General features: G+C 67.3%; 17 protein-coding genes and 1 pseudogene. 12 read left to right on the forward strand and 6 right to left on the reverse strand.

Annotated features, from left to right (window positions below):
• Positions 1 to 205: 205 nt before the first annotated feature.
• The 4 genes from HGB54_RS11865 to HGB54_RS11880 all read right to left on the reverse strand — a co-directional run bounded on the left by HGB54_RS11865 (position 206) and on the right by HGB54_RS11880 (position 3,144).
• Positions 206 to 1,096, reverse strand: coding sequence for a WD40/YVTN/BNR-like repeat-containing protein (locus HGB54_RS11865; RefSeq protein WP_168916593.1), 891 nt, complete (start codon positions 1,094 to 1,096; stop codon positions 206 to 208).
• Positions 1,096 to 1,683 carry a DUF305 domain-containing protein gene (locus HGB54_RS11870; RefSeq protein WP_168916594.1) on the reverse strand — a complete coding sequence of 196 codons (588 nt, stop codon included), beginning with the start codon at positions 1,681 to 1,683 and terminating at the stop codon, positions 1,096 to 1,098. The genes HGB54_RS11865 and HGB54_RS11870 overlap by 1 nt, the downstream gene beginning before the upstream one ends.
• Positions 1,684 to 1,758: 75 nt before the next feature.
• A complete protein-coding gene (locus HGB54_RS11875; RefSeq protein ID WP_168916595.1) occupies positions 1,759 to 2,151 on the reverse strand; it encodes a hypothetical protein in 393 nt (130 codons plus the stop codon).
• A gap of 36 nt (positions 2,152 to 2,187) precedes the next feature.
• Positions 2,188 to 3,144 (reverse strand): alpha/beta fold hydrolase, encoded by a 957-nt coding sequence (locus HGB54_RS11880; RefSeq protein WP_168916596.1) that lies wholly within the window; start codon positions 3,142 to 3,144, stop codon positions 2,188 to 2,190.
• Positions 3,145 to 3,247: 103 nt separating this feature from the next.
• Between HGB54_RS11880 and HGB54_RS11885 the strand changes: the two genes are divergently transcribed.
• From HGB54_RS11885 to HGB54_RS11910, 6 genes are all read left to right on the forward strand, one after another.
• The gene (locus HGB54_RS11885) at positions 3,248 to 3,775 is read left to right on the forward strand and encodes a hypothetical protein (RefSeq protein WP_168916597.1); all 528 of its coding nucleotides are present in this window, start codon (positions 3,248 to 3,250) and stop codon (positions 3,773 to 3,775) included.
• A 53-nt stretch (positions 3,776 to 3,828) separates the two neighbouring features.
• On the forward strand, positions 3,829 to 4,248 hold the full coding sequence (locus HGB54_RS11890; protein ID WP_168916598.1) for a hypothetical protein: 420 nt from the start codon (positions 3,829 to 3,831) through the stop codon (positions 4,246 to 4,248).
• A gap of 102 nt (positions 4,249 to 4,350) precedes the next feature.
• The gene (locus HGB54_RS11895; protein WP_228545831.1) at positions 4,351 to 5,157 is read left to right on the forward strand and encodes a class E sortase; all 807 of its coding nucleotides are present in this window, start codon (positions 4,351 to 4,353) and stop codon (positions 5,155 to 5,157) included.
• A 708-nt stretch (positions 5,158 to 5,865) separates the two neighbouring features.
• Entirely contained in the window at positions 5,866 to 6,597 is a 732-nt protein-coding gene (locus HGB54_RS11900) for a M23 family metallopeptidase (RefSeq protein WP_228546035.1), read from the forward strand.
• Between the two features lie 302 nt (positions 6,598 to 6,899).
• The gene (locus HGB54_RS11905) at positions 6,900 to 8,183 is read left to right on the forward strand and encodes a M23 family metallopeptidase (RefSeq protein ID WP_168916600.1); all 1,284 of its coding nucleotides are present in this window, start codon (positions 6,900 to 6,902) and stop codon (positions 8,181 to 8,183) included.
• Positions 8,184 to 8,360: 177 nt separating this feature from the next.
• On the forward strand, positions 8,361 to 8,978 hold the full coding sequence (locus HGB54_RS11910; RefSeq protein ID WP_228545832.1) for a DUF305 domain-containing protein: 618 nt from the start codon (positions 8,361 to 8,363) through the stop codon (positions 8,976 to 8,978).
• 167 nt (positions 8,979 to 9,145) lie between these two features.
• On the opposite strand, the gene HGB54_RS12710 is transcribed toward HGB54_RS11910, so the two are convergent.
• Entirely contained in the window at positions 9,146 to 9,313 is a 168-nt protein-coding gene (locus HGB54_RS12710) for a cytochrome c biogenesis protein ResB (RefSeq protein WP_228545833.1), read from the reverse strand.
• On the reverse strand, positions 9,310 to 9,558 hold the full coding sequence (locus tag HGB54_RS12715; protein WP_228545834.1) for a hypothetical protein: 249 nt from the start codon (positions 9,556 to 9,558) through the stop codon (positions 9,310 to 9,312). The genes HGB54_RS12710 and HGB54_RS12715 overlap by 4 nt, the downstream gene beginning before the upstream one ends.
• A gap of 155 nt (positions 9,559 to 9,713) precedes the next feature.
• Here HGB54_RS12715 and HGB54_RS11920 point away from each other — a divergent pair, with 155 nt between their 5' ends.
• From HGB54_RS11920 to HGB54_RS11945, 6 genes and pseudogenes are all read left to right on the forward strand, one after another.
• Positions 9,714 to 11,000 (forward strand): APC family permease, encoded by a 1,287-nt coding sequence (locus HGB54_RS11920; RefSeq protein WP_168916602.1) that lies wholly within the window; start codon positions 9,714 to 9,716, stop codon positions 10,998 to 11,000.
• Between the two features lie 292 nt (positions 11,001 to 11,292).
• The gene (gene purL, locus HGB54_RS11925; RefSeq protein ID WP_168916985.1) at positions 11,293 to 13,602 is read left to right on the forward strand and encodes a phosphoribosylformylglycinamidine synthase subunit PurL; all 2,310 of its coding nucleotides are present in this window, start codon (positions 11,293 to 11,295) and stop codon (positions 13,600 to 13,602) included.
• Between the two features lie 12 nt (positions 13,603 to 13,614).
• A pseudogene (locus HGB54_RS11930) lies at positions 13,615 to 13,737 on the forward strand (helix-turn-helix domain-containing protein); the annotation flags it as partial.
• A gap of 468 nt (positions 13,738 to 14,205) precedes the next feature.
• Complete coding sequence (locus tag HGB54_RS11935; RefSeq protein ID WP_168916986.1) at positions 14,206 to 15,699, forward strand: multicopper oxidase family protein; 1,494 nt, start codon at positions 14,206 to 14,208, stop codon at positions 15,697 to 15,699.
• 28 nt (positions 15,700 to 15,727) lie between these two features.
• Positions 15,728 to 18,274 carry a heavy metal translocating P-type ATPase gene (locus HGB54_RS11940; protein ID WP_168916603.1) on the forward strand — a complete coding sequence of 849 codons (2,547 nt, stop codon included), beginning with the start codon at positions 15,728 to 15,730 and terminating at the stop codon, positions 18,272 to 18,274.
• A 40-nt stretch (positions 18,275 to 18,314) separates the two neighbouring features.
• Entirely contained in the window at positions 18,315 to 20,729 is a 2,415-nt protein-coding gene (locus HGB54_RS11945) for a phosphoketolase family protein (protein ID WP_228545835.1), read from the forward strand.
• Positions 20,730 to 20,783 lie beyond the last annotated feature (54 nt).

Here is a 20,783-nt window from a genome sequence, read left to right on the forward strand (position 1 = left end):
GAGGCGTTTGAGCGGGCAGGATGACGAGCCGGAAGTACTCGCGTGACGTCGGATGGCAGCCGGCCCGGCACGAAACACGCAACGAGTGACATGCCCTAAGGACCGCCGAATGGTTTCGATTGCTCGCGTTGACTTGGCCGACTGATGTGGGCGCTAGATGGGGCGGTCATCGCGCCGACCACCCCATCCAGCGAGAGGTTGAACCTCAGAACTCGACGACCGATTCCCAGGTCGTTCCGCCGTCGTCGGACCGCTGCACCCCTGCGAGGCCCGCGACTACAAGCGCACCGCCTCGATCGACCGACAGGGCCTCCGCTCCTGCAGGTGCCGTGCCGACAGCGGTCCAGGTGAGCCCGTCCGGACTGGTTTGCACGACGCCGTTGACGTCGATGCCGGCCAGGAAAGGTGCAGCGGCCCCGGTCTGGCTGGACGAGATGAGCAGGAGAGCTGGTGCGCCCTCGACCGGCGAGAACGTCGCTCCGTCATCTGTGCTGACGAGGAGGCCCTCCTCGGTGGTCGCGAACAGCTGCTCCGCTCGAGCATCCCAGCTGAGGGTCCTGGCGGCGAGGGCGGCACCTGGTGTCCAGGTTTCTCCGCGATCGCGACTCACCATGACAGTTCCGGTGGCAGAGTCAATCCCGGCCAGTCCATAGGACGCCAGAGCGACCCCGCCAAGGGTCATGCTGTGGAAGTCGACCTCTCCCTCGAGCGAGAGCGCCTCGGCGTCACGGCCACGGACGTTGATCTCGAACACGCCGATGTTCGCCGGCCCATCCGATCCGGGCGCGGGGTGCCCCGACAGGTAAATGGTGTCATCGAGGCGGGCCATGCCCATGACATCACCCGTCCACTCACCCAGCCGCGTCACCTTCACAGGCTGTGCGATCGACCCGGCTGCCGAGTCAGAGGTGTCTTCTTCGGCTGCCACGCGGAGGATTCCCTCGTGGGTTGCAACGTAGATGGCACCTCGTTCCTCGTCGAGGTCGACGGCATGCACGTGCGTGACGGCGATCGGCTCCTGGGCTGCTGCGCACCCTGCGAGCGCGACGCCGACCGTGGCGGCCGATGCGACAGCCGCCACGAGTCGCGTGCGCATCAGGACTCGAGCATCGAGCGCATCCGCTCGATCTCATCGGCCTGGCTCTCGACGATGTTCTCGGCGAGCTCCCGCACATCGGGGTGCTCACCGTCCTCGAGCACGTCCTCGGCCATGTCGATCGCGCCCTCGTGGTGGACGATCATCTGCTCGAGGAACAGGTCACCGGCGGCAGCGCCGTCGGCTTCTTCGAGCGCGTCCATGTCCTCTGACATGTCACCCATGCCGCCCATGTCGCCGGGGTCCATTCCCTCCATGCCGTCCATTCCCGACATGTCGGACATGTCAACGTCCCACTCCTCCAGCCAGGCCTCCATCTGCTCGATCTCGGGCGCCTGTGCTGCCTTGATCTGCTCGGCAATGGCGACGACGTCGGGGTCGACTCCCGTCTTGTCGAGGAGGACATCGCTCATCTCGACGGCGCCCTCGTGGTGCGGGATCATCATCTGGACGAACATGACGTCGGCCTCGTTCGCGCCGGAATCAGCTGCCGATCCGGCCGGTGCGGCGCAGGCGGTGAGGCCGAGCGCGGCGGTGATGATGAGCGCGCCGGTGGAGAGCGCGCGGAACTTCGTCGTCTTCTGCATGATCCTGCTTCTTTCGTCGTAAGTAATCGTTCGATCGCGAGAGGCGACGACGAAAGTCGTCGCGTAAGCGAATGATCACTGACGACTGATGCAGAGCTCCTCAAGATCCGGCGTGCGGGCAGACACCGTCCCCCGCGTCGGCTCCTCGGCCAACACGACGGCAGGTGGAGTGATGGCGAGCCGCAACGCGAGTGCCGGCAACAAGAAAGTCACAGCCAGGAGCAATGCGATGAAGGCGCACGCCATGAGCAGGCCGGAGGGATCCTCTGCACAGTCAGCACACGCGGCCTCGCCGGAATTCACTGCTGGTGTGCTGCTGTTGGATAGGGACTGCTGGTGAGGCTCTTCGACCGCGTGCACTGGCGCGGTCGACAACGCCGTGGTGCTGTGACTGATCGGTGCCGCGCTGTGGGCGCTCATGGAGATGCCGACGACGGCGAGCGCTGCGATGAGCAGCAGATACGCCATTCTCATCAACATCGTCCAATACCTCCCGGGGTATTCTCACACGGTCCGTGGGCTGCGACCAGGGTAAACGCTGAGTACATGGTTGATCATCGACGCGCATCCGGCGGGGTCGCTCAATGGCAATCGATGTCCGCCGGGGAACTGGATCGCGGTGAGCTTTTCGTGCTCGCGGGCGAGAGCGTCGGCTCGCCCCGGCACCGGTACGGGGTCGGTCTCGCCATCGATGAGCCAGACGGGAACCCCCCGCGAGGCGAGCGTGTGCAGGGCGGTCTGCCACCCGGTATCGCGGATGAGGCTGTCGAACCCGGAGGTGTATCCGTGCCAGGTGTGCTGCACAGCATCCCGGGCGACCGTTATGGGCAGACGTGGGCTGATCGCCACCGCAACCGCTTGTGCTGCGGCACGGTTGTCGCACATCCACTGGCAGACGCGCATCGCGAGCGGTCCCTGGGCGAGCAGCGCCTCGAACGAGCCCATGTGGCGCACGCGCTCGTCCGCTTCCTCGACGGTTGCGTAGAGCGGCGCGTCAAAGGCGACGACCGCTCGCGCTGCCGGGTGCCGCGCAGCAACGCGAAGAGCGAGCGATGCCCCCATCGAGTGCCCGACGATGATCGCGGGCTGTTCGTGCAGGCCGAGCTCGTGGAGCACGCCGAGGACCGCGTCGACGTGCGCATCGGCGTCGACCGGATGGTCCAGAGCTGGGCTGGTCATGGAGGCGCCGAACCCCATCGGATCGATTGCGATCACGCAGGCGCGCCTCCCGAGGACGTCGTACGCTTCGCCCCACATCCGCTCGCTCGAGGCGAGACCCGATAGCAGCACGACGACGGCGTCACCCGTGCCGTGGATGCGCACGCCGAGCTCGCCGGCCTGCATACGCTCTCCGGCGCCGGGGCGCCACCGGCGCGCCTCGGGCGAGCCGGCGTGCACGCCTGCCCAAGCGAGCGCGGGGGTGAACGCGGCGGCGGCGAGTGCGAAGCGGGATGCCCTCATGAGGATCGACGGTACTCGTCACGCGTGCATGAAGCGCTCGTCCAATGATGGGGAACGCTTCCAGTCTGCGCCGACGGGGGACTCGCGCGGTTACCGTGGGGCGGTGAAGTCTTCATCGCGGGTGCCCGACGCCATAGCCGCGGACGACGACCGGCCTCCACTGAGGTGGTGGCTACCGGCGGGTGTGGTCGCGGCATTGATGGTGGTTCTTACCGCTGTGGTCGTGCTGCTCGTCAGACCACCTGGTCCGCTCGATGACCCTCGTCCCGCGCTGCAGCGCGACGGTCTACTGCGGGAAGGGCCGGTGCTCGACGAGGACGTTGCAGGACTCCAGCTCGGCGATCGTGCAGTGATCCTGTTGTTCGACCGCGAGCAGCCAACGGGCTCCGAGTGGGAGCAGTGGCGCGCTGACGTGACCGCGGGAGGGGCCGAGCTCATCATCCTCACCCCGGACGCATCCGCCCATGGTGAGCTCGTCGACGTGATCCCGATGCCGGTGCCGGTGGACGGCGGCCCTCCGGTCGGCTACGCGGTGATCGATGAGGACCGGCAGGTCAGGTACGCCACACTCGATCCGCGATACCTGCTGAACGCTTTCGAAGTGGATGTCATCACCGGAGCGGTGTCGTGAGCACGCGGCGCGCGTCCTGGGCGACGACCTACCGGGCCCTTCACCCGCGATCGTTGGCGATCCAGCTGACGATTCTGGTCATTGCGGAGGTGCTGGTCTTTCAGACGTACAGCGTCCACGATGCCCGCTTCAACTGGGCGACTCACTTCCTCGTCGCCCTGATCGCGGCAGCAGTGGTGTCGCTGGTGGTGCTGGAAGTTCGGGGAGCTCCTGGACCGCGATTCCTGCTGCTGCTGGTGCTCGCTCTTCACCTGTTCGCGATGGCACCGGATCTGGTCTTCCGAGCCGGAGCGCCCCATGCGCCCTGGATGGACGTTTTTCTGGGTCACATCACCGCGCACTACCTTCCCGGCGGCGATACCGCGTGGCTCGCGATCGCCATCCTTGCTGTCGGCGTCTACGTCCTCACGCTGAGCCGCTGGTTGAAGAACAAAGCAGACCCGAGCGATGTCGCCGCCCGGCCGACGAGCTGACTCCAGCGGCACCTCGCACTGGCCCTCGGCCGTGAGGCGCTGCCGGCTCGCTTGGCGGTCCTGCGATGGCAGGGAAGCAGAGAAGGGACTTACACTCAGCCCATGATCATTGCCCCATCCGCCCCACGACGCGAGGCGGCGACGGCGACTCGACGGAAGCGCGTCGTGCGGCGTCGAACCTCCGTGATCAGTGTCGTGGGCGAGCTGCTCATGACGGGCGGCGTCATCGTGTTGCTCTTCCTCGGCTGGTATCTCTGGCTCGGCGACGTCATCGCCGGCTCTGCTCAGAACCAGGCAGGTGAGGAACTTCGCCAGCAGTGGCAGCTCGAGCAGTCGCCCGCGCAGGACGGCCCGCTGATCGGCACGCCGCAAGATCCTTCATCCGCCCCCGTTCTGGAGCAGCCGACCGCGACTGCCGAACGCTTCGCCGCGATGCTCATTCCGCGTTTCGGCGCGGATTATGTCCGTAACGTTGCCGAGGGTGTCGGACTTCGTGACGTACTGAACGACCCCGAGACGGGCGTCGGTCACTATCCCGGCACTGCCATGCCGGGAGCTGTGGGAAATTTCGCCGTCGCCGCGCACCGCACAACCTACGGGGCGCCCTTCAACCGCATCCTCGATCTTCAGGTCGACGACAGCATCTACCTGGAGACCGAAGCGGGCTGGTATCAGTACTCCTTCCGCAGCTTGGAGATCGTGGCCCCGAGTGCGGTCGATGTGCTGGAACCGGTGCCTCGTCAGCCGGGCGTGGAGCCTACGGAGCGCATCCTCACCATGACCACGTGCCATCCGATGTATTCCGCCGCCCAGCGGGCGATCGGCTACTCGGTCATGACCGCCTGGTATCCGCGGGAGGGTGGCGCACCTGCCGAACTCGTGGAGCTCGGCGCGGCCGCACCTGGGTGATCCAACCCGCAGGATCGCATTGGACGGCGCGGAGCGACCTCCCGCGCAGCATCGGAGGGAACCTTCCGCTCACTGCGCAATCCCTGCGGCCCTTGTCAACAAGTCAGATGCGCAGCCCCACACCGCCGGGCCACGGCCCCCGAACGGGGGTGAAAGCATTGCGCGGGTTCGCTATTTCGCGCTCAGGGCGTTACCGTCGACATGGTCGTGACCTCACCGTTACATTCTGAGCTCACACAATCCCTCACCCGGACGGCGCTCGTCGCCTCGGGCTGAGCGACCTATTCCAGGCTCGCGTCGGGCACCCATCCGGCCGCGCAAGCAGATGACGTAAGGCAACCTCCGACTGTGACGGATGCTTCATTGCGGCCCGCTGGGCAGCTAACCCAAGGCCCCGTGACCGACATTCTCCAGTCGCTTCCCCGCCCCGCAAGCGCGGACTCTCTGCCGGCTGCGTCGATCGTTCTGCCGCCGGCCGCCCTTGCCGAGAGCAGCCGGCGCGCGCTCCGCGAGGCCGAGAAGGCCGCCACCCCTGCACGGCGCCGAGCACGCAAAACCGCCGCCGCTGCGCGACCTACCCCCGCCACAGTCCGCCCCAGCACTAGAAGCGCATCCGGTCGCCGAACGACCGAGAGTTCATCGCGTCCGGCCGTAGTGCGGAAGCCCCTCGCGGCTCGCCTTGCACAGAAGGCCTTCCCGCCAATCGTGATGCTCGCAGTCGGGGCATTGCTCGTCGGCACGAACGTGCCCGCGGTGGCGCTGCTCGACCCGGAGGCGACGCCCGCATCCGAAGCGTTCTCCTCAGTCTCCACCGCAGCGACGGGCGGCACCATCGAGGCGGGCCCGGTGCGCGAGCCCGCTCAGGTCATGGACGTCTCCAGCAGCGCCGACGCTGTGGTGCCTGTCGCCACCCGCGATGACTGGACGGTCACGGAGCCTGTCAAGGAGCCCGAACCGGTGTACGTGCAGGCTCCGCGGGAGAGCTACGCGTCACAGAACGCGTCGTACACCACGACGGGGACGGGTGCGGTGCGGTGGCCGTTCCCCTATGCGGCGGAGATCAGCTCGCCCTTCGGCAACCGTGTGGCACCCTGCCGGGGCTGCTCGAGCTACCACCAGGGCTTGGACTTGGCGGCACCGAACGGCACCCCGATCTACAGCATCGCTGACGGGGTGGTGGTCGCTCACTCCGAGGGCGGCGCGTACGGCAACAACGTCAGCATCGAGCACGTGGTGAACGGGCAGAAGGTCGTCTCCCTCTACGCGCACATGGTGTGGGGTTCCTCACCGCTGGTCGTTGGTCAGCAGGTGCTGGCCGGAGAGTTCGTCGGTCAAGTCGGCAACACCGGCGCCTCCACGGGTAACCACCTGCACCTGGAAGTCATTCTTGGCGGGGCCAAGATCGACCCGTACGCCTGGCTTTCCGCCAACGCCAGCTGACTCCCGCGGCGTCGATAGTGAAAGATTTCGGCGCACCGGATGTGCCGAGGGCGCCTGCAAACCGCGCGGATCCACGTTTCGATAACGGGAACGTCGCCTAGGGCGCGCGGACGCGGTCTGTTGTTAGCGTGGCCAAAGGTGCGCGAGTGAGTGCAGCCGTAACGCTCTTCCTGGGGGAATGAGTTCATGAGCATGAGCGACAGTACGGCCGGTGCTCCCGAGCGGGGCCGTGGAGCGAAGATGGTTGTGTCCGCACGACAGCGCCGACGCACCGCGTTCTTTGCTGGATCACAGTTGCGCTATTGGTCGGCACGCTCGGCACCACCTCCGACGACCCGGCGGCGTTCGCCGCGAATTACCCGACCTGGGAAGACGTGCAAGCAGCCAATGCCGACGTCGGTCGGGCCGCGCAAGAAGCCGCCGCGGTGCGGTCGCTGATCGCAGGACTCCGACAGCAAGTGGATGCGGCGCGAGCTGAATCTGATCGGGCCGGAAACGAGTACTACGAAGCGCAAGCGAACTTCGATGACGCCGAGTTTGAAGCAGCCGAGCTGCAAGCGGAGGCAGATACGGCCCAGTCGCAAGCCGATGAGTCGAAGCAGCGGGCCGGAAGGTTTGCGGCCGAACTCAGCCGCTCTGGCGGCGGCGATCTGTCCGCTGCGCTCTTCGGCAACCCCGACCAGGCCGATGCGCTGCTGTCGCGTCTGGGCAATGCGAGCAAGATCATGGAGCAGGCCGAGGGCTTTTACGCCGAGGCCCGCCGCGACCAGCAGGCCGCACAGTCTTTGAGCGACCAGGCGCAAGTCGCCCGGACCCTGCGGGATGAGCTACGCCCAGTCGCTGAGGAGGCCTTCCTCCGCGCCCAGGCCGCTCAGAGGACCTCCGAGGCCGCACTGACCTCCCAGCAAGAGAACGAGGTGCGGCTCGAGTTGCAGCTGCAAGCGCTCGAGTGCGCGCTCACCGTGACCGAGGCGCAGTACCAGGAGGGAGAGCGGATCCGCATCGAGGAGGAGCGCAAGCGCCGCGAGGCTGCGGAGGCGGCCGCCCGTGCAGAGCGTGAGCGAGCTGCCGCTGCGGCGGCTGAGGCTGAGCGAATCCGCCGCGAGCAGGAGGCGGCCGCGAATGTCGGTGGCGGCGGCAACGCCGGCGCTGCCCCCAGTGTGGGAGCTCCAGTCGCGAGCGGTTGGGCGCGCCCGTCTTACGGTTACGTCTCCTCGCATTACGGCTGGCGCATCCACCCGATCTATGGCGACAGTCGCTTGCACGCAGGGACCGGTTTCGCCGCGGGTGCAGGCTCCGCCGTGATGGCCGTCGCCGCGGGCACAGAGACCTTTTCCGGTTGGAATGGCAACTTCGGCAACTACATCGTGATCGATCACGGCAACGGGCTGACCTCCAGCTACGCCCACATGCTGAACGGAAGCCTTCGGGTCGGCGCGGGGCAACGGGTGTCCGCCGGGCAACAGATCGGCGGAGTCGGAACTACGGGCGCCTCAACCGGCAACCACCTCCATTTCGAGATGCGCACCAACGGAAGCTCATTCGACCCCTACACCTACTCGCGTGCGCGCGGGGTCGTCCTGTAGCTCCGATCTGCAGGCGTGATACCGCGACGGTTCATTTCGCTTCGAAGTGATTGTGGCGGCGTCATGTCGCACCTTCTCGTACAGCTGGGTCGTCCTTACTCCATCGCTCCGAACCGGTCAAGGCATTGCCCGCGCAGTCTGATTAGTGCTTCGGTGAATGCCCATCTGGAGGTTCTGATGGCTAAGAAGGGCACGCCCACCGGTACCCGACATGAGGCGATGCACGAAGATGAATCCGACCAAAAGCGGGGCCACGGTACTCCACAGAAGTACCTTCGGTTCGCGGCGATGATCGTGACGTCCATGGTTGTCATGTACTTCGTCATGTTCGCCAGCGTTTGGGAGTGGTCGCACATCCGCTTCAGCGAAAGCCGAGTCTTCATGGCCGTGACAATGGGCGGCACGATGGGGTTGGTGATGCTTGCCTGGATGCTCGGGATGTACAAGAGCGTGAAAGGGAACATCGCGGTTGTCGTCGGCAGCGTGCTCCTGATTACCGGCGGCATCGCGCTAGACCGAAGCCAAGCCACAGTCGATGATGCCGGCTTCATGCAAGCGATGATTCCCCACCACTCCATGGCCATCACGCGCTCAGAGCGGTTCCAGAATGCTGACGTCCGCGTGTGCGAGCTCGCGGTGGAGATCAGCGAGGCGCAGAGGCGTGAGATCGATGAGATGGACTGGCTGATTCGCGACATCGCTGAGAACGGACTAGCGACGACTGCGGAAGCCGCGGCGGGGCGGGAAGTCCCGGACTTCAGTCAAGCCGCCGCGCGAAGTTGCGACACCGATTGAAGCGCGCCAGCTGACAGCTGATCGCTCACGATGTTGGCATGAGGAGGGCTATCGGCCCTTGTCTACGGATATCAAGCGCCGGAAGCTACAGTCCAACCATGCGGACCGTGGACGACGGAAGTGTCGCCCGCAAGAGCAGGCTCGCTGCACAGCGTCAGCCGTAGCGCTCAGTCTGTCTGCCGGGGGCCGCTACGGTGCGCTCGCACCAAATCATCGACGAACTGCTCGATGTTCGGATCGTCACCGCGCGAGAGGCCCGCGTACTGCAGCCGCACGCCGTCACCGCGCTGCTCGGCGACCACCCACAGGCGGCGCCGCGGCACCCACAGGCTCACGACGAGCCCGCCGAGGATACGGTGTCGAAGCTCTCGCCCGTGTCGAGCACGCCCTCGAACGAGACGGGCGCCTGGCGATCCTCGGGCGCGACGACCGTGTACGCGCCGTCGCCCGAGATGTAGCCCTGGCCGGTGCCCGAGCGGTAGTCGTCGGCGAGGCGGTCGCCCTCGGTGGGTGCACACGCCGCGACAGCGAGGGCGGTTGCGGCGATTGCAGCAAAGGCGGCGATGACGCGGGTTCTCACACTGCTCCATAGACGATTGAGGTTTCCGGCAAGTTTGCACCCACTCCCTGGCAGGCAGTGTGTGGACGAGGTGGCGCCTCGCGCGCTTGCCGGGCCACATCGTGGGCCGATTATGGGGTGACAGAGCCGGCCTCCCACGCCATAGAGTGTCGACGGTGACCAATGAGAAGAAGCTCACCCTCGCTGGATCGGTTTCACTCGGTGCGGGGGTGATGATCGGCGCAGGTATCTTCGCCCTGGTCGGTCAGGTTGCCGGTCTCGCGGGAGACTGGTTCCCTGTTGCGTTCTTCGGGGGCGCTGTCGTCGCTGGCGTCAGCTCCTATGCGTACATCCGCTACTCGAGCGTCAATCCGTCCTCGGGCGGCATCGCGATGCTGCTGAAGGATGCGTACGGTCCGGGGGTCGTCGCCGGCTCGTTCTCGCTGTTCATGTACGTGTCGATGGTTGTCGCGGAGAGCCTGCTCGCTCGAACGTTCGGTACGTACCTCCTCACGCCCTTCGGGCTTCAGGGTTCCGTGGTGCTGGTGCCCGTGGTGGGCGTGCTCGCGATCACTGCCGCGACAATCGTGAATCTGATCGGCAACCGCCTGGTCGAGGGGTCGGCGACGACGACGGCCATCCTCAAGATCGCCGGCATCGCGGTCCTCGCGATCGCGGGGCTCATCGGCGCATCGCTGACAGGGGAGGGGCTGTTCGCGAACACTTCGGGCCAACCCGCGGACGTCATCGGGGTCCTCGCCGGAACCACGCTCTGCGTGCTCGCCTACAAGGGCTTCACGACGATCACCAACCAGGGTGATGACATTCGCGATCCCGACAAGAACATCGGCCGGTCGATCATGATCTCGATCTCGATCTGCACCGTGCTGTACCTGCTCATCACCGCGTCGGTGCAGTCCAGCCTCGGCGCCGAGGGCGCGGTCGAGGCGAGGGACTTCGCTCTCGCGAGGGCGGCCGAGCCTTTGTTCGGGACGTGGGGCGTGGGCCTCACTGTCGCGATCGCCGTCATCGCCACTCTCTCGGGTCTGCTCGCCAGCCTGTACTCGGTTTCGCGGCTCTACGGGATGCTGCAGAGCATGGATCAAGCGCCGTCGCTTCCGGCGCGCATTCCGCATCAGCCGCTACTCATCACGGCAGCCCTCGCGATCGTGGTCACTGTCGCGCTGGACTTGAGTCAGATCGCATCCATGGGCGCTCTGCTGTATCTGAGTATGGACATCGCCGTGCAGTGGGGCCTCGTCCGGCCGCTGCGCGATAAGGTTCATGCTCGTCGATGGGTGCCGGTCCTGGCGATCGTCCTGGATCTGTCGCTACTCGTGCCGTTCATCATTGTCAAGGTTCAAACGGACCCGCTCACGATCGTCGTCGCAGCTGCCGTTGGATCGGCCATCGTCATCGCACAAGTTCTCGCGGTCCGGGTCCGGACGCGATCCAAAAACTAGAGCTTCCGGCATTGACGGTTCATTTCCAACCCACGCGAACTAAGCGGATGACATAAGACGGGTTATCCGACGGCCCGTGCTCCAAGGTGTTCGCTGGCCAAAGGTCGGCCAGAGATCGAGCGACCGAGGCCGGCGCTGGCGCCCTCCCCCGCCGCGGCCCGCTCATCCGCGCGGGTAGGCTGAGAGCATCCGGCACGCCCTCGAATCTGGAGCCCTCGCCACCGTGAATCAGCCCACGCCGCACGCCGCCGCCCCCGACGACTCCGGGGAGCAGCACCCGGCGCACGACGAGATGGATCACGAGCGCCGCCACCACCCCGACACCGTCGACGACGCGGCCGCGACCCCCGACAAGGAGCAGCCGTACGAGGCGCTCGGGCTCAAGACCGACGAGTACGAGGCCATCAAGGCGCTGCTCGGCCGGCGCCCCACGAGCGGCGAGCTCGCCATGTACTCGGTGATGTGGAGCGAGCACTGCTCGTACAAGTCGTCGAAGGTGCACCTCAAGCAGTTCGGCCAGAAGGTCAACGACGAGATGCGGAAGCACCTCATGGTCGGCATGGGCGAGAACGCGGGCGTCGTCGACGTCGGCGAGGGCTGGGCCGTCACCTTCAAGATCGAGAGCCACAACCACCCCAGCTACATCGAGCCCTTCCAGGGCGCGGCGACGGGCGTCGGCGGCATCGTGCGCGACATCATCTCGATGGGCGCGCGCCCCGTCGCCGTCATGGATGCTCTGCGCTTCGGCGCCATCGACCACCCCGACACGGCGCGCGTCGTCCCCGGCGTCGTCAGCGGCATCAGCCACTACGGCAACTGCCTGGGCCTTCCGAACATCGGTGGCGAGACCGTCTTCGACTCCGTGTACCAGGCCAACCCGCTCGTCAACGCGCTCGCCGTCGGCGTGCTGCGCCACGAGGACCTGCACCTCGCCAACGCCCGCGGCATCGGCAACAAGGTCGTGCTCTTCGGGGCGCGCACGGGCGGCGACGGAATCGGCGGCGCATCCATTCTCGCGAGCGACACGTTCAGCGAGGGCGGGCCGACGAAGCGCCCGGCCGTGCAGGTCGGCGACCCCTTCGCCGAGAAGGTGCTCATCGAGTGCTGCCTCGAGCTGTACCGCGGCGACCTCGTGGAGGGCATCCAGGATCTCGGCGCCGCCGGCATCTCATGCGCCACGAGCGAGCTCGCGTCGAACGGCGACGGCGGCATGGTCATCGACCTCGACGCCGTGCTGCTGCGCGACCCGTCGCTCACGGCGGAGGAGATCCTCATGTCGGAGAGCCAGGAGCGCATGATGGCGATCGTCGCGCCCGACAAGCTCGATGCGTTCCTCGCCGTGACCGCCAAGTGGGATGTCGAGACGAGCGTCCTCGGCGAGGTCACCGACACCGGGCGCCTCGTGATCCACTGGCGCGGCGAGACGATCGTCGACGTCGACCCGACCACGGTCGCCGTCGACGGCCCGGTCTACAACCGCCCGTTCCACCGGCCCGAATGGCTGGATGCCCTGCAGGCCGACGGCGCCGCCCGACTCGCTCGCCCCGCTGACGACGCCGAGCTGCGCGCGCAGGCGCTGCAGGTGCTCGGCGGCCCGAACCTCGCCGACACGGCCTGGATCACCAACCAGTACGACTACTACGTCATGGGCAACACGGCCCTCGCGACGCCCGACGACGCCGGCATGATCCGCGTCGACGAAGAGAGCGGTCTCGGCGTCGCGCTCGCGACCGACGCCAACGGCCGCTACTGCCAGCTCGACCCGTACGTCGGCGCGCAGCTCGCGCTCGCCGAGGCGTACCGCAACGTCGCGACCTCGGGCGCGACTCCCCTCGCGGTCTCGGACTGCCTCAACTTCGGCAGCCCCGAGAACCCCGACGTCATGTGGCAGTTCGAGCGGGCCGTCACGGGTCTCGCCGACGCGTGCCTCGAGCTGGGCATCCCCGTCACGGGCGGCAACGTCTCGTTCTACAACCAGACCGGCGACGTGCCCATCCACCCGACCCCCGTCGTCGCCGTCTTGGGCGTCATCGACCACGTCGACCGCCGCCTGCCAGCGGGCTGGCAGGACGAGGGCGAGAACCTCTACCTGCTCGGGCTAACGCGCGACGAGCTCGACGGCTCGGTGTGGGCCGACGTCGTGCACGGCCACCTCGGCGGACTGCCCCCGCAGCTCGACCTCGCGGCCGAGAAGAACCTCGCGGGGCTGATGTCGGCCGCGGCCGAGGAGGGGCTCGTCACCTCCGCGCACGACCTGTCCGAGGGCGGCCTGCTCGCGACCCTGGCGGAAGGTGTCCTGCGCTTCGGCGTCGGCGCGCGCGTCTGGCTCACGGAGCTCATGGAGCGCGACGGGGTGGATGCTGTCGCCGCACTCCTCTCCGAGTCGCAGGCCCGCGTGCTCGTGTCGGTGGCTCGCGAAGACGACGTGAAGTTCCGCGGCCTGTGCGAGGGGCGCGACGTGCCCGTGCTGCGCGTCGGCGTCACCGACAGCGAGGTCGACGGCCTCGAGATCCAGGACCGCTTCACGCTCTCGCTCGCCGAGCTGCTCCGCGCGCACCGCGCAACCCTGCCCGAGCGTTTCGGCGCGGTCGTCGGGGGCTAGATGTACTGAGTCATGACCTGGTTGATTGGCAGGGCCTTGACCGTCGAACGCGTCGCCCAGGGCCGCCCAGTCGCTCACGTCGCAGCCGAGCTGGGCGTCTCACGACAGGCCACTTATCGCGGGGTCCGTCGGTTCCCGTCTGCGTTTCCCTTCGAGCCGCTCTTCGGCCCGGCTGGAGGCCCCTCGCGAATCTTCATCGTGAGCGCGTCCGCGGCGACGCAAACGACGGACAGACGTCGCTCCAACTGGCCTGCCATAGAACCCGCGCGGATCCAGGACGAAACCCTGGGTCCGCGTTCAGCGATAGAGACCTTCGACCCTATCCCTCAAGGAATATCCGCGGAATACTCGAGACGTTATCGATACACCGGAGTCGGAGCGTCGTTGTGGAGTCAGCCCCTGCGCTCGCGTCCCTTTCGGCGGCCCGTCAGCCGTCGCGGTGAGGGAGGCGGGCGTATGCCGCTCCTCGGCGAACACTGGTCCGACGCTACGGCGCCCGGTCTTCATCTCCACCGGACAGCGCCGACCCTGCACTCCGACGCCGACGACCGGGGCACCGTCGTGACCGAGGACACCGGGATCGACACTCCAGAGAGGACCGGCATGACCCCCGCGAGCCGCAGCCCCAGCATGACCAGGCGCGGCTTCCTCGCCGTGGGCACCGGCACCATCGCCGCGGTCGCTCTCGCTTCCTGCGCGACCCGGCCGCGCTACGTCACTCCGACCGGCGCGGCGGTGCGTCAGGCAGAACGTGCCCGCGGCGGGACCGGCCGGGTCGCCCGTGTCGACCTGGTGGCCGCCCCGACGCAGATCGACCTCGCCGGCACCACGGCGAAGACCTGGAGCTTCGGGCCGGTGCCGGCGCCGACGATTCGGCTGACAGCGGGTGACACGCTGCGCGCAACCGTGCGCAACCGGCTCCCCGCCGATACGTCCGTGCACTGGCACGGGCTGGCGCTGCGCAACGACATGGACGGTGTCCCCGGCGCGACCCAGGCGCCGATCGGCGCAGGCGAGGACTTCACGTATGAGTTCGTCACCGCGCAACCGGGCACCTACTGGTTCCATCCGCACGTCGGCGCCCAGCTGGACCGTGGCCTGTACGGGGCACTCATCGTCGATGACCCGGACGAGCCCCTGGCCTACGACGAGGAGTGGGTGGTGATCCTCGACGACTGGCTCGACGGGGTGACCGGCACCCCCGACGAGGTGCTCGAGGAGCTGCGCGGAGGGATGGGCGGGATGATGGGCGGCGGTGGCCACATGATGATGGGTGCGCGCTCAGCGCTGCTCGGCGGGGACGCCGGCGACGTGTTCTACCCGCACTACCTCATCAACGGCCGCCCGCCCGCCGACCCGGAGACCTTCACCAGCACCCCCGGACGACGTCTGCGGATCAGGATCATCAACGCGGGCAGCGACACCGCGTTCCGGGTGGCGCTCGGCGGTCACAAACTTACCGTCACCCACAGCGACGGGTTCCCGGTGGACCCGGTGGAAACCGACTCGGTCCTGATCGGCATGGGTGAGCGCTACGACGCGCTGGTCACCCTCCGCGATGGCGCGTTTCCGCTCGTCGCCGCCGCGGAAGGCAAAGGCGAGATGGCGCAGGCGATCGTCCGCACCGGGTCAGGCGATACCCCACGCGCATCGGCGACCCTCCCCGAACTGTCCGGCTCGGTGCTCACCGCGAGCGGCCTCGCCGCCGACCGGAGCGTCGTGCTCCCGACGCGCGCGGTCGACCGTGAGCTGACGGCGACCCTGTCCGGCTCGATGATGGGGTACGACTGGGCGATCAATGGGCGCCGGTTCGACCCGGCCGAGCCGTTGGCCGGCGCGCTCGGCGTGACGCAGGGCGAGCGTGTGCGGCTGCGCATCGAGAACACGACCCAGATGTGGCATCCGTTCCACCTGCACGGGCACACCTACCAGCACTCCGGAGCGGGACCGCGCAAGGACACCTCGATCATCCTCCCGGGCAAGTCCTTGACAGTCGAGTTCGACGCCGACAACCCTGGGCTCTGGGCGGCGCACTGTCACAACATCTATCACGCCGAGGCCGGGATGATGACCATCCTCGGTTACCACGCCGCCTGAGAACCTCGATCAGAGAGAGTCCGAACCCATGCACACACGAACCGTTGTCCTGGAAGTCGTCGGCGTCCACTGGGCGTCGTCGAAGTCGATCGTCGAGGCGACCCTCCTTCGTCAAGCAGGTGTCACCTCGGTGGAGGCCAACCCGGTCGCCCAGACCGCGAACGTCACCTACGACCCCGAACTCACCACTCAGGCCCAGTTGCGCCAATGGATCGTCGAGTGCGGGTATCACTGCGCCGGCCAGTCCGTCCCGAATCACATCTGCGATCCCGCCCACGGCGAGCACGAGGCATCGCACGGCAATCACAACCACCCTCACGTATCCGCGACCGTTGAGCATGCGGCGCCCGATGTCAATCCGGTTCCTCCGGAGTCGACGCATGAGCACCCAGGGCTCGACCAGGCAGGGGAGGGGCACGGCACGCACCAGTCGGCGGCCGGGCAGGTCGTCGCCGAGCCGGACGGGGTCAGGGACCATGACGCTCATGCCGCCCCGGCCCGCAGCAGCCAGGACGTGATGGGGCACGGAGGCGGCCATGGCGGCATGTCGATGGCGTCAATGATCCGCGACATGCGCAACCGGTTCCTGTTCGCGCTGATCATGTCGATCCCGATCACTCTGTTCTCCCCGATCGGGCGGGAAGTTCTGGGCTTCACGGCGCCTGCACCGTTCGGGCTGCGGGATGACGTGATCTCCCTGATCCTGTCCCTGCCCGTGATGTTCTACTCGGCCTGGATCTTCTTCGACGGTGCGTTCAGAGCCCTGAGGGCGCGAACACTGGACATGATGGTGCTCGTCGCCGTCGGCGTCGGCGCAGGATGGCTCTACAGCTTCATCGTCACCCTCACAGGAGGCGGCGAGGTGTTCTACGAAGCCGCGACCGTGCTGGCGACGTTCGTGTTGCTCGGCCACTGGGTGGAAATGCGTGCTCGCGGGGGAGCGAACGACGCGATCCGCCGCCTGTTGGAACTCGCTCCCGCTCGTGCCATCGTGATCCGCGACGGGCAAGAGCTCGAGGTATCCACGTCCGAGGTCATCCCCGGTGACCTGATGCTTGTACGTCCCGGCGCGAAGGTCCCCACCGACGGGGAGGTCGAAGACGGCGAATCCGAGGTCGACGAGTCGATGGTCACCGGCGAGAGCATGCCGGTGGAGAAAGCGCCTGGGTCCATGGTTATCGGCGCGACCGTGAACACCGTCGGCACCCTCCGGGTGCGCGCCACCAAGGTCGGCGCCGACACCGCCTTGGCCCAGATCGTCAAGCTGGTGCAGGAGGCGCAGAACTCCAAAGCCCCCGGTCAGCGGCTCGCGGACCGCGCCGCGTTCTGGTTGGTGCTGGTCGCCCTGATCGGCGGAAGCGCGACCTTCCTGACCTGGTGGCTGACCGGCGCGCCCGTGCCGACCGCGATCCTGTTCGCGATCACCGTCGTCGTCATCACCTGCCCGGACGCGCTCGGTCTGGCTACCCCCACCGCGATCATGGTCGGCACCGGGCTCGGCGCCCGAAGGGGAGTGCTGTTCAAGAACGCTACCGGCATCGAGACCGCCGCCCGCATCGACACCGTCGTCCTCGACAAGACCGGTACCCTCACCAAGGGAGAACCAGAGGTCACCGACTATGTGCCCGTCGGCGAGGACGACCTTGAGCTGCTCGCGCTGGTGGCCGCCGTCGAACGCGAGTCCGAGCACCCCCTCGCGAAGGCAGTCGTCGCCTACGCCGAAGCCCGGAACATCCCGCGACGCGCCGCTTCCGCCTTTCGCAACGTCGCGGGGAAGGGGGCGATCGCCACCGTCGATGGCCGGGAGGTGGCTCTGGGCAACATGCGCCTGATGGCGCAGGAGGGCATCGACATCTCCCCGGTCGAGGACGCCCAGAAGTCCCTCGCCGAGAGCGGGCGCACGGCGATCATGTTCGCCGTCGACGGGGAGGTCGCTGGCGTCATCGCACTCGCCGACGCCCCCCGCGAGACCGCCAGAGCCGCTATCGACGCCCTCCATGAGTCCGGCATTGAGGTGGTGATGCTCACCGGCGACAACCAGCCGACCGCCGAGCGCATCGCATCCCTGCTGGGCATCGACACGGTGATCGCCGAGGTGCTGCCAGAGGACAAGAGCGCGAAGATCGCCGAACTGCAGCGGGCTGGGAAGAAGGTGGCCATGGTCGGTGACGGCGTCAACGACGCCCCTGCCCTCGCCCAGGCCGACCTCGGCATCGCCATCGGCGCTGGCACGGATGTCGCCATCGAGACCGCTGACGTGGTGCTGATGCGTTCGGATCCTCTGGATGTCGCGGTCGCGCTGCGGATCGGGAAGGGAACACTGCGGAAGATGCGGCAGAACCTGGGCTGGGCCATCGGTTACAACGCCATCGCGCTGCCCATCGCCGCCGGCGTGTTCTTCCCCGCGTTCGGGATCATGCTCTCCCCGGAGATCGCCGCGATCAGCATGTCCGGCTCGAGCGTGATCGTCGCCGTGAACGCCCTGTTGCTGAAGCGACTCCGGCTGCCGGCTCAGGAAACCCCCGCGGCGGCGAGCAGTCCCGAGCAGGTGCCCGTCCCCAGCGGTGTCCGGTAGAGCCCCTCATCAGCTACACGCAAAGAAAGCGATGAACTCAATGAGCACACGTTCAACACGGACGGGCACCGATCCGGTTCTCGACCCGGCGCAGCTGGAGCGGATCAACGCCTGGTGGCGGGCGGCCAACTATCTCTCGGTCGGGCAGATCTACCTGCTGGACAACCCGCTGCTTCGGGAGCCGCTACTGCCGGAGCACATCAAGCCCCGGCTGCTCGGGCACTGGGGAACCACGCCGGGGCTGAACTTCATCTACGCCCACCTGAACCGGGCCATCATGCAGCGCGATCTGAACACGATCTACGTCATGGGTCCGGGCCACGGCGGGCCGGGGCCCGTCGCCGCGTCGTGGCTGGAGGGCAGCTACACCGAAACGTACCCGAACATCGCCCAGGATGCCGTGGGCATGCGGCGGCTGTTCCGGCAGTTCTCCTTCCCCGGGGGTATCCCCAGCCATGTCGCGCCGGAGACGCCCGGCTCCATCCACGAGGGCGGCGAGCTCGGATACGCGCTCTCGCATGCCTACGGGGCGGCGTTCGACAACCCCGACCTGATCGTGGCGGCGGTGGTCGGCGACGGGGAGGCGGAGACCGGGCCGCTGGCGGCGAGCTGGCAGTCCAACAAGTTCGTCGACCCCGCCCGGGACGGCACGGTGCTGCCGATCCTGCACTTGAACGGCTACAAGATCGCCAACCCAACCGTGCTGGCGAGGATCAGCCCCGAAGAGCTGGACCACCTGCTGCGCGGCTACGGGCACGCCCCGCACTACGTCGAAGGCGACGACCCCACGCAGATGCACCAGGACTTCGCCCGCACTCTGGACGCCTGCTTGGACGAGATCCGCGAGATCAAGGACCGCGCACGGGACGGGGACACGCGCCGTCCGATGTGGCCGATGATCGTGCTGCGCTCTCCGAAAGGGTGGACCGGGCCGAAGGAGGTCGACGGCAAGAAGGTCGAGGGCAGCTGGCGCTCTCATCAGGTCCCGTTCACTCAGGCACGAGAAAACCCCGAACATCGGGCGATCCTAGAAGCGTGGATGCGCAGCTACCGGCCCGAGGAGCTCTTCGACGAAGCCGGAGCACCGATCGAGGCGATCGCGACCCTGCGTCCCGACGGCGACCGCCGGATGAGCGCCAACCCGCACAGCAACGGCGGCGGGCTGCTGCGCGACCTGCGGATGCCCGACTTCCGCGACCACGCCCTGCTGGTGCCGACCGCTGGGACGGTCACCGGCGAGTCCACCCGGGTGCTCGGTGGGCTGCTGCGCGACGTGATGCTCGCCAACACGGACAACTTCCGGGTCTTCGCACCCGACGAGAACAACTCGAACCGGCTCGACGCCGTGCTCGAGGCCACCGACCGGGCGTGGAACGCCGCCACCGCCGCCGACGACGACCACCTCGCCGTCGAGGGCCGGGTGATGGAGATCCTCTCCGAACACACCCTGCAGGGCTGGCTGGAGGGCTACCTCCTCACGGGCCGGCACGGATTCTTCTCCTGCTACGAGGGCTTCATCCACATCGTGGACTCGATGTTCAACCAGCACGCCAAATGGCTGACCACCACGAACGACATCCCGTGGCGGCGCCCGGTCGCGTCCCTGAACTATCTCCTCACCTCCCACGTGCGGCGCCAGGACAACAACGGCTTCTCCCACCAGGACCCCGGCTTCATCGACCACGTCGTCAACAAGAAGCCGGACGTGATCCGGGTGTACCTGCCGCCGGACGCGAACACGCTCCTGTCCGTCGCCGACCACTGCCTGCGCAGCCGCCAGTACGTCAACGTCATCGTCGCCGGCAAGCAGCCCCAGCTGCAGTTCCTGACCATGGAGCAGGCGATCGAGCACTGCACCAAGGGCATCGGAATCTGGGACTGGGCCAGTAGCGACGACGGACAGGAACCTGACGTCGTCATGGCCTGCGCCGGCGACGTGCCGACCATGGAGACCCTCGCCGCCGTGATGATCCTGAAATACCACTTCCCCGACCTGCGCATCCGGGTCGTCAACGTCGTCGACCTCATGCGGTTGAAAGACCAGCGGGCGCACCCGCACGGCCTGTCCGACGAGGACTTTGATGCCCTGTTCACCACGCACGCGCCCGTCGTGTTCGCGTACCACGGCTACCCGACTCTCATTCACCGGCTCACCTACCGGCGGGCGAACCACGCGAACATGCACATCCACGGCTACCAGGAGGAGGGGACGACCACGACCCCGTTCGACATGTGCGTACTCAACGAACTCGACCGCTACCACCTGGCCATCGACGTCATCGACCGGGTGCCGCGGCTGCGCGACGTGTCCGCACACGTCCGCGATGAGCTGCGCAACGCCCTCATCCGTCACCGCACCTACATTCGCGAGCACGGCGAGGACCTTTCCGAGATCCGCGACTGGACATGGTCAGCGGAGACGGTCCCTTCGGTCCGCCTCGACGAATCGCCATGAAGAGGCCGCCGTCACCTCCCCCTCACGCTCATCAGTTCGAGTCGGCCTACGAGG

The sequence above is a fragment of the Microcella flavibacter genome (genome assembly GCF_012530535.1).
GTDB lineage: Bacteria > Actinomycetota > Actinomycetes > Actinomycetales > Microbacteriaceae > Microcella > Microcella flavibacter.

What these genes read in the sequence shown, in the direction of transcription:
- HGB54_RS11865 (WP_168916593.1), bottom strand. Translation starts at nt 1,096, where the DNA reads ATGCGCACGCGACTCGTGGCGGCTGTCGCATCGGCCGCCACGGTCGGC.
- HGB54_RS11870 (WP_168916594.1), bottom strand. Translation starts at nt 1,683, where the DNA reads ATGCAGAAGACGACGAAGTTCCGCGCGCTCTCCACCGGCGCGCTCATC.
- HGB54_RS11875 (WP_168916595.1), bottom strand. Translation starts at nt 2,151, where the DNA reads ATGGCGTATCTGCTGCTCATCGCAGCGCTCGCCGTCGTCGGCATCTCC.
- HGB54_RS11880 (WP_168916596.1), bottom strand. Translation starts at nt 3,144, where the DNA reads ATGAGGGCATCCCGCTTCGCACTCGCCGCCGCCGCGTTCACCCCCGCG.
- HGB54_RS11895 (WP_228545831.1), top strand. Translation starts at nt 4,351, where the DNA reads ATGATCATTGCCCCATCCGCCCCACGACGCGAGGCGGCGACGGCGACT.
- HGB54_RS11900 (WP_228546035.1), top strand. Translation starts at nt 5,866, where the DNA reads ATGCTCGCAGTCGGGGCATTGCTCGTCGGCACGAACGTGCCCGCGGTG.
- HGB54_RS11910 (WP_228545832.1), top strand. Translation starts at nt 8,361, where the DNA reads ATGGCTAAGAAGGGCACGCCCACCGGTACCCGACATGAGGCGATGCAC.
- purL (WP_168916985.1), top strand. Translation starts at nt 11,293, where the DNA reads ATGGATCACGAGCGCCGCCACCACCCCGACACCGTCGACGACGCGGCC.
- HGB54_RS11935 (WP_168916986.1), top strand. Translation starts at nt 14,206, where the DNA reads ATGACCCCCGCGAGCCGCAGCCCCAGCATGACCAGGCGCGGCTTCCTC.
- HGB54_RS11940 (WP_168916603.1), top strand. Translation starts at nt 15,728, where the DNA reads ATGCACACACGAACCGTTGTCCTGGAAGTCGTCGGCGTCCACTGGGCG.
- HGB54_RS11945 (WP_228545835.1), top strand. Translation starts at nt 18,315, where the DNA reads ATGAGCACACGTTCAACACGGACGGGCACCGATCCGGTTCTCGACCCG.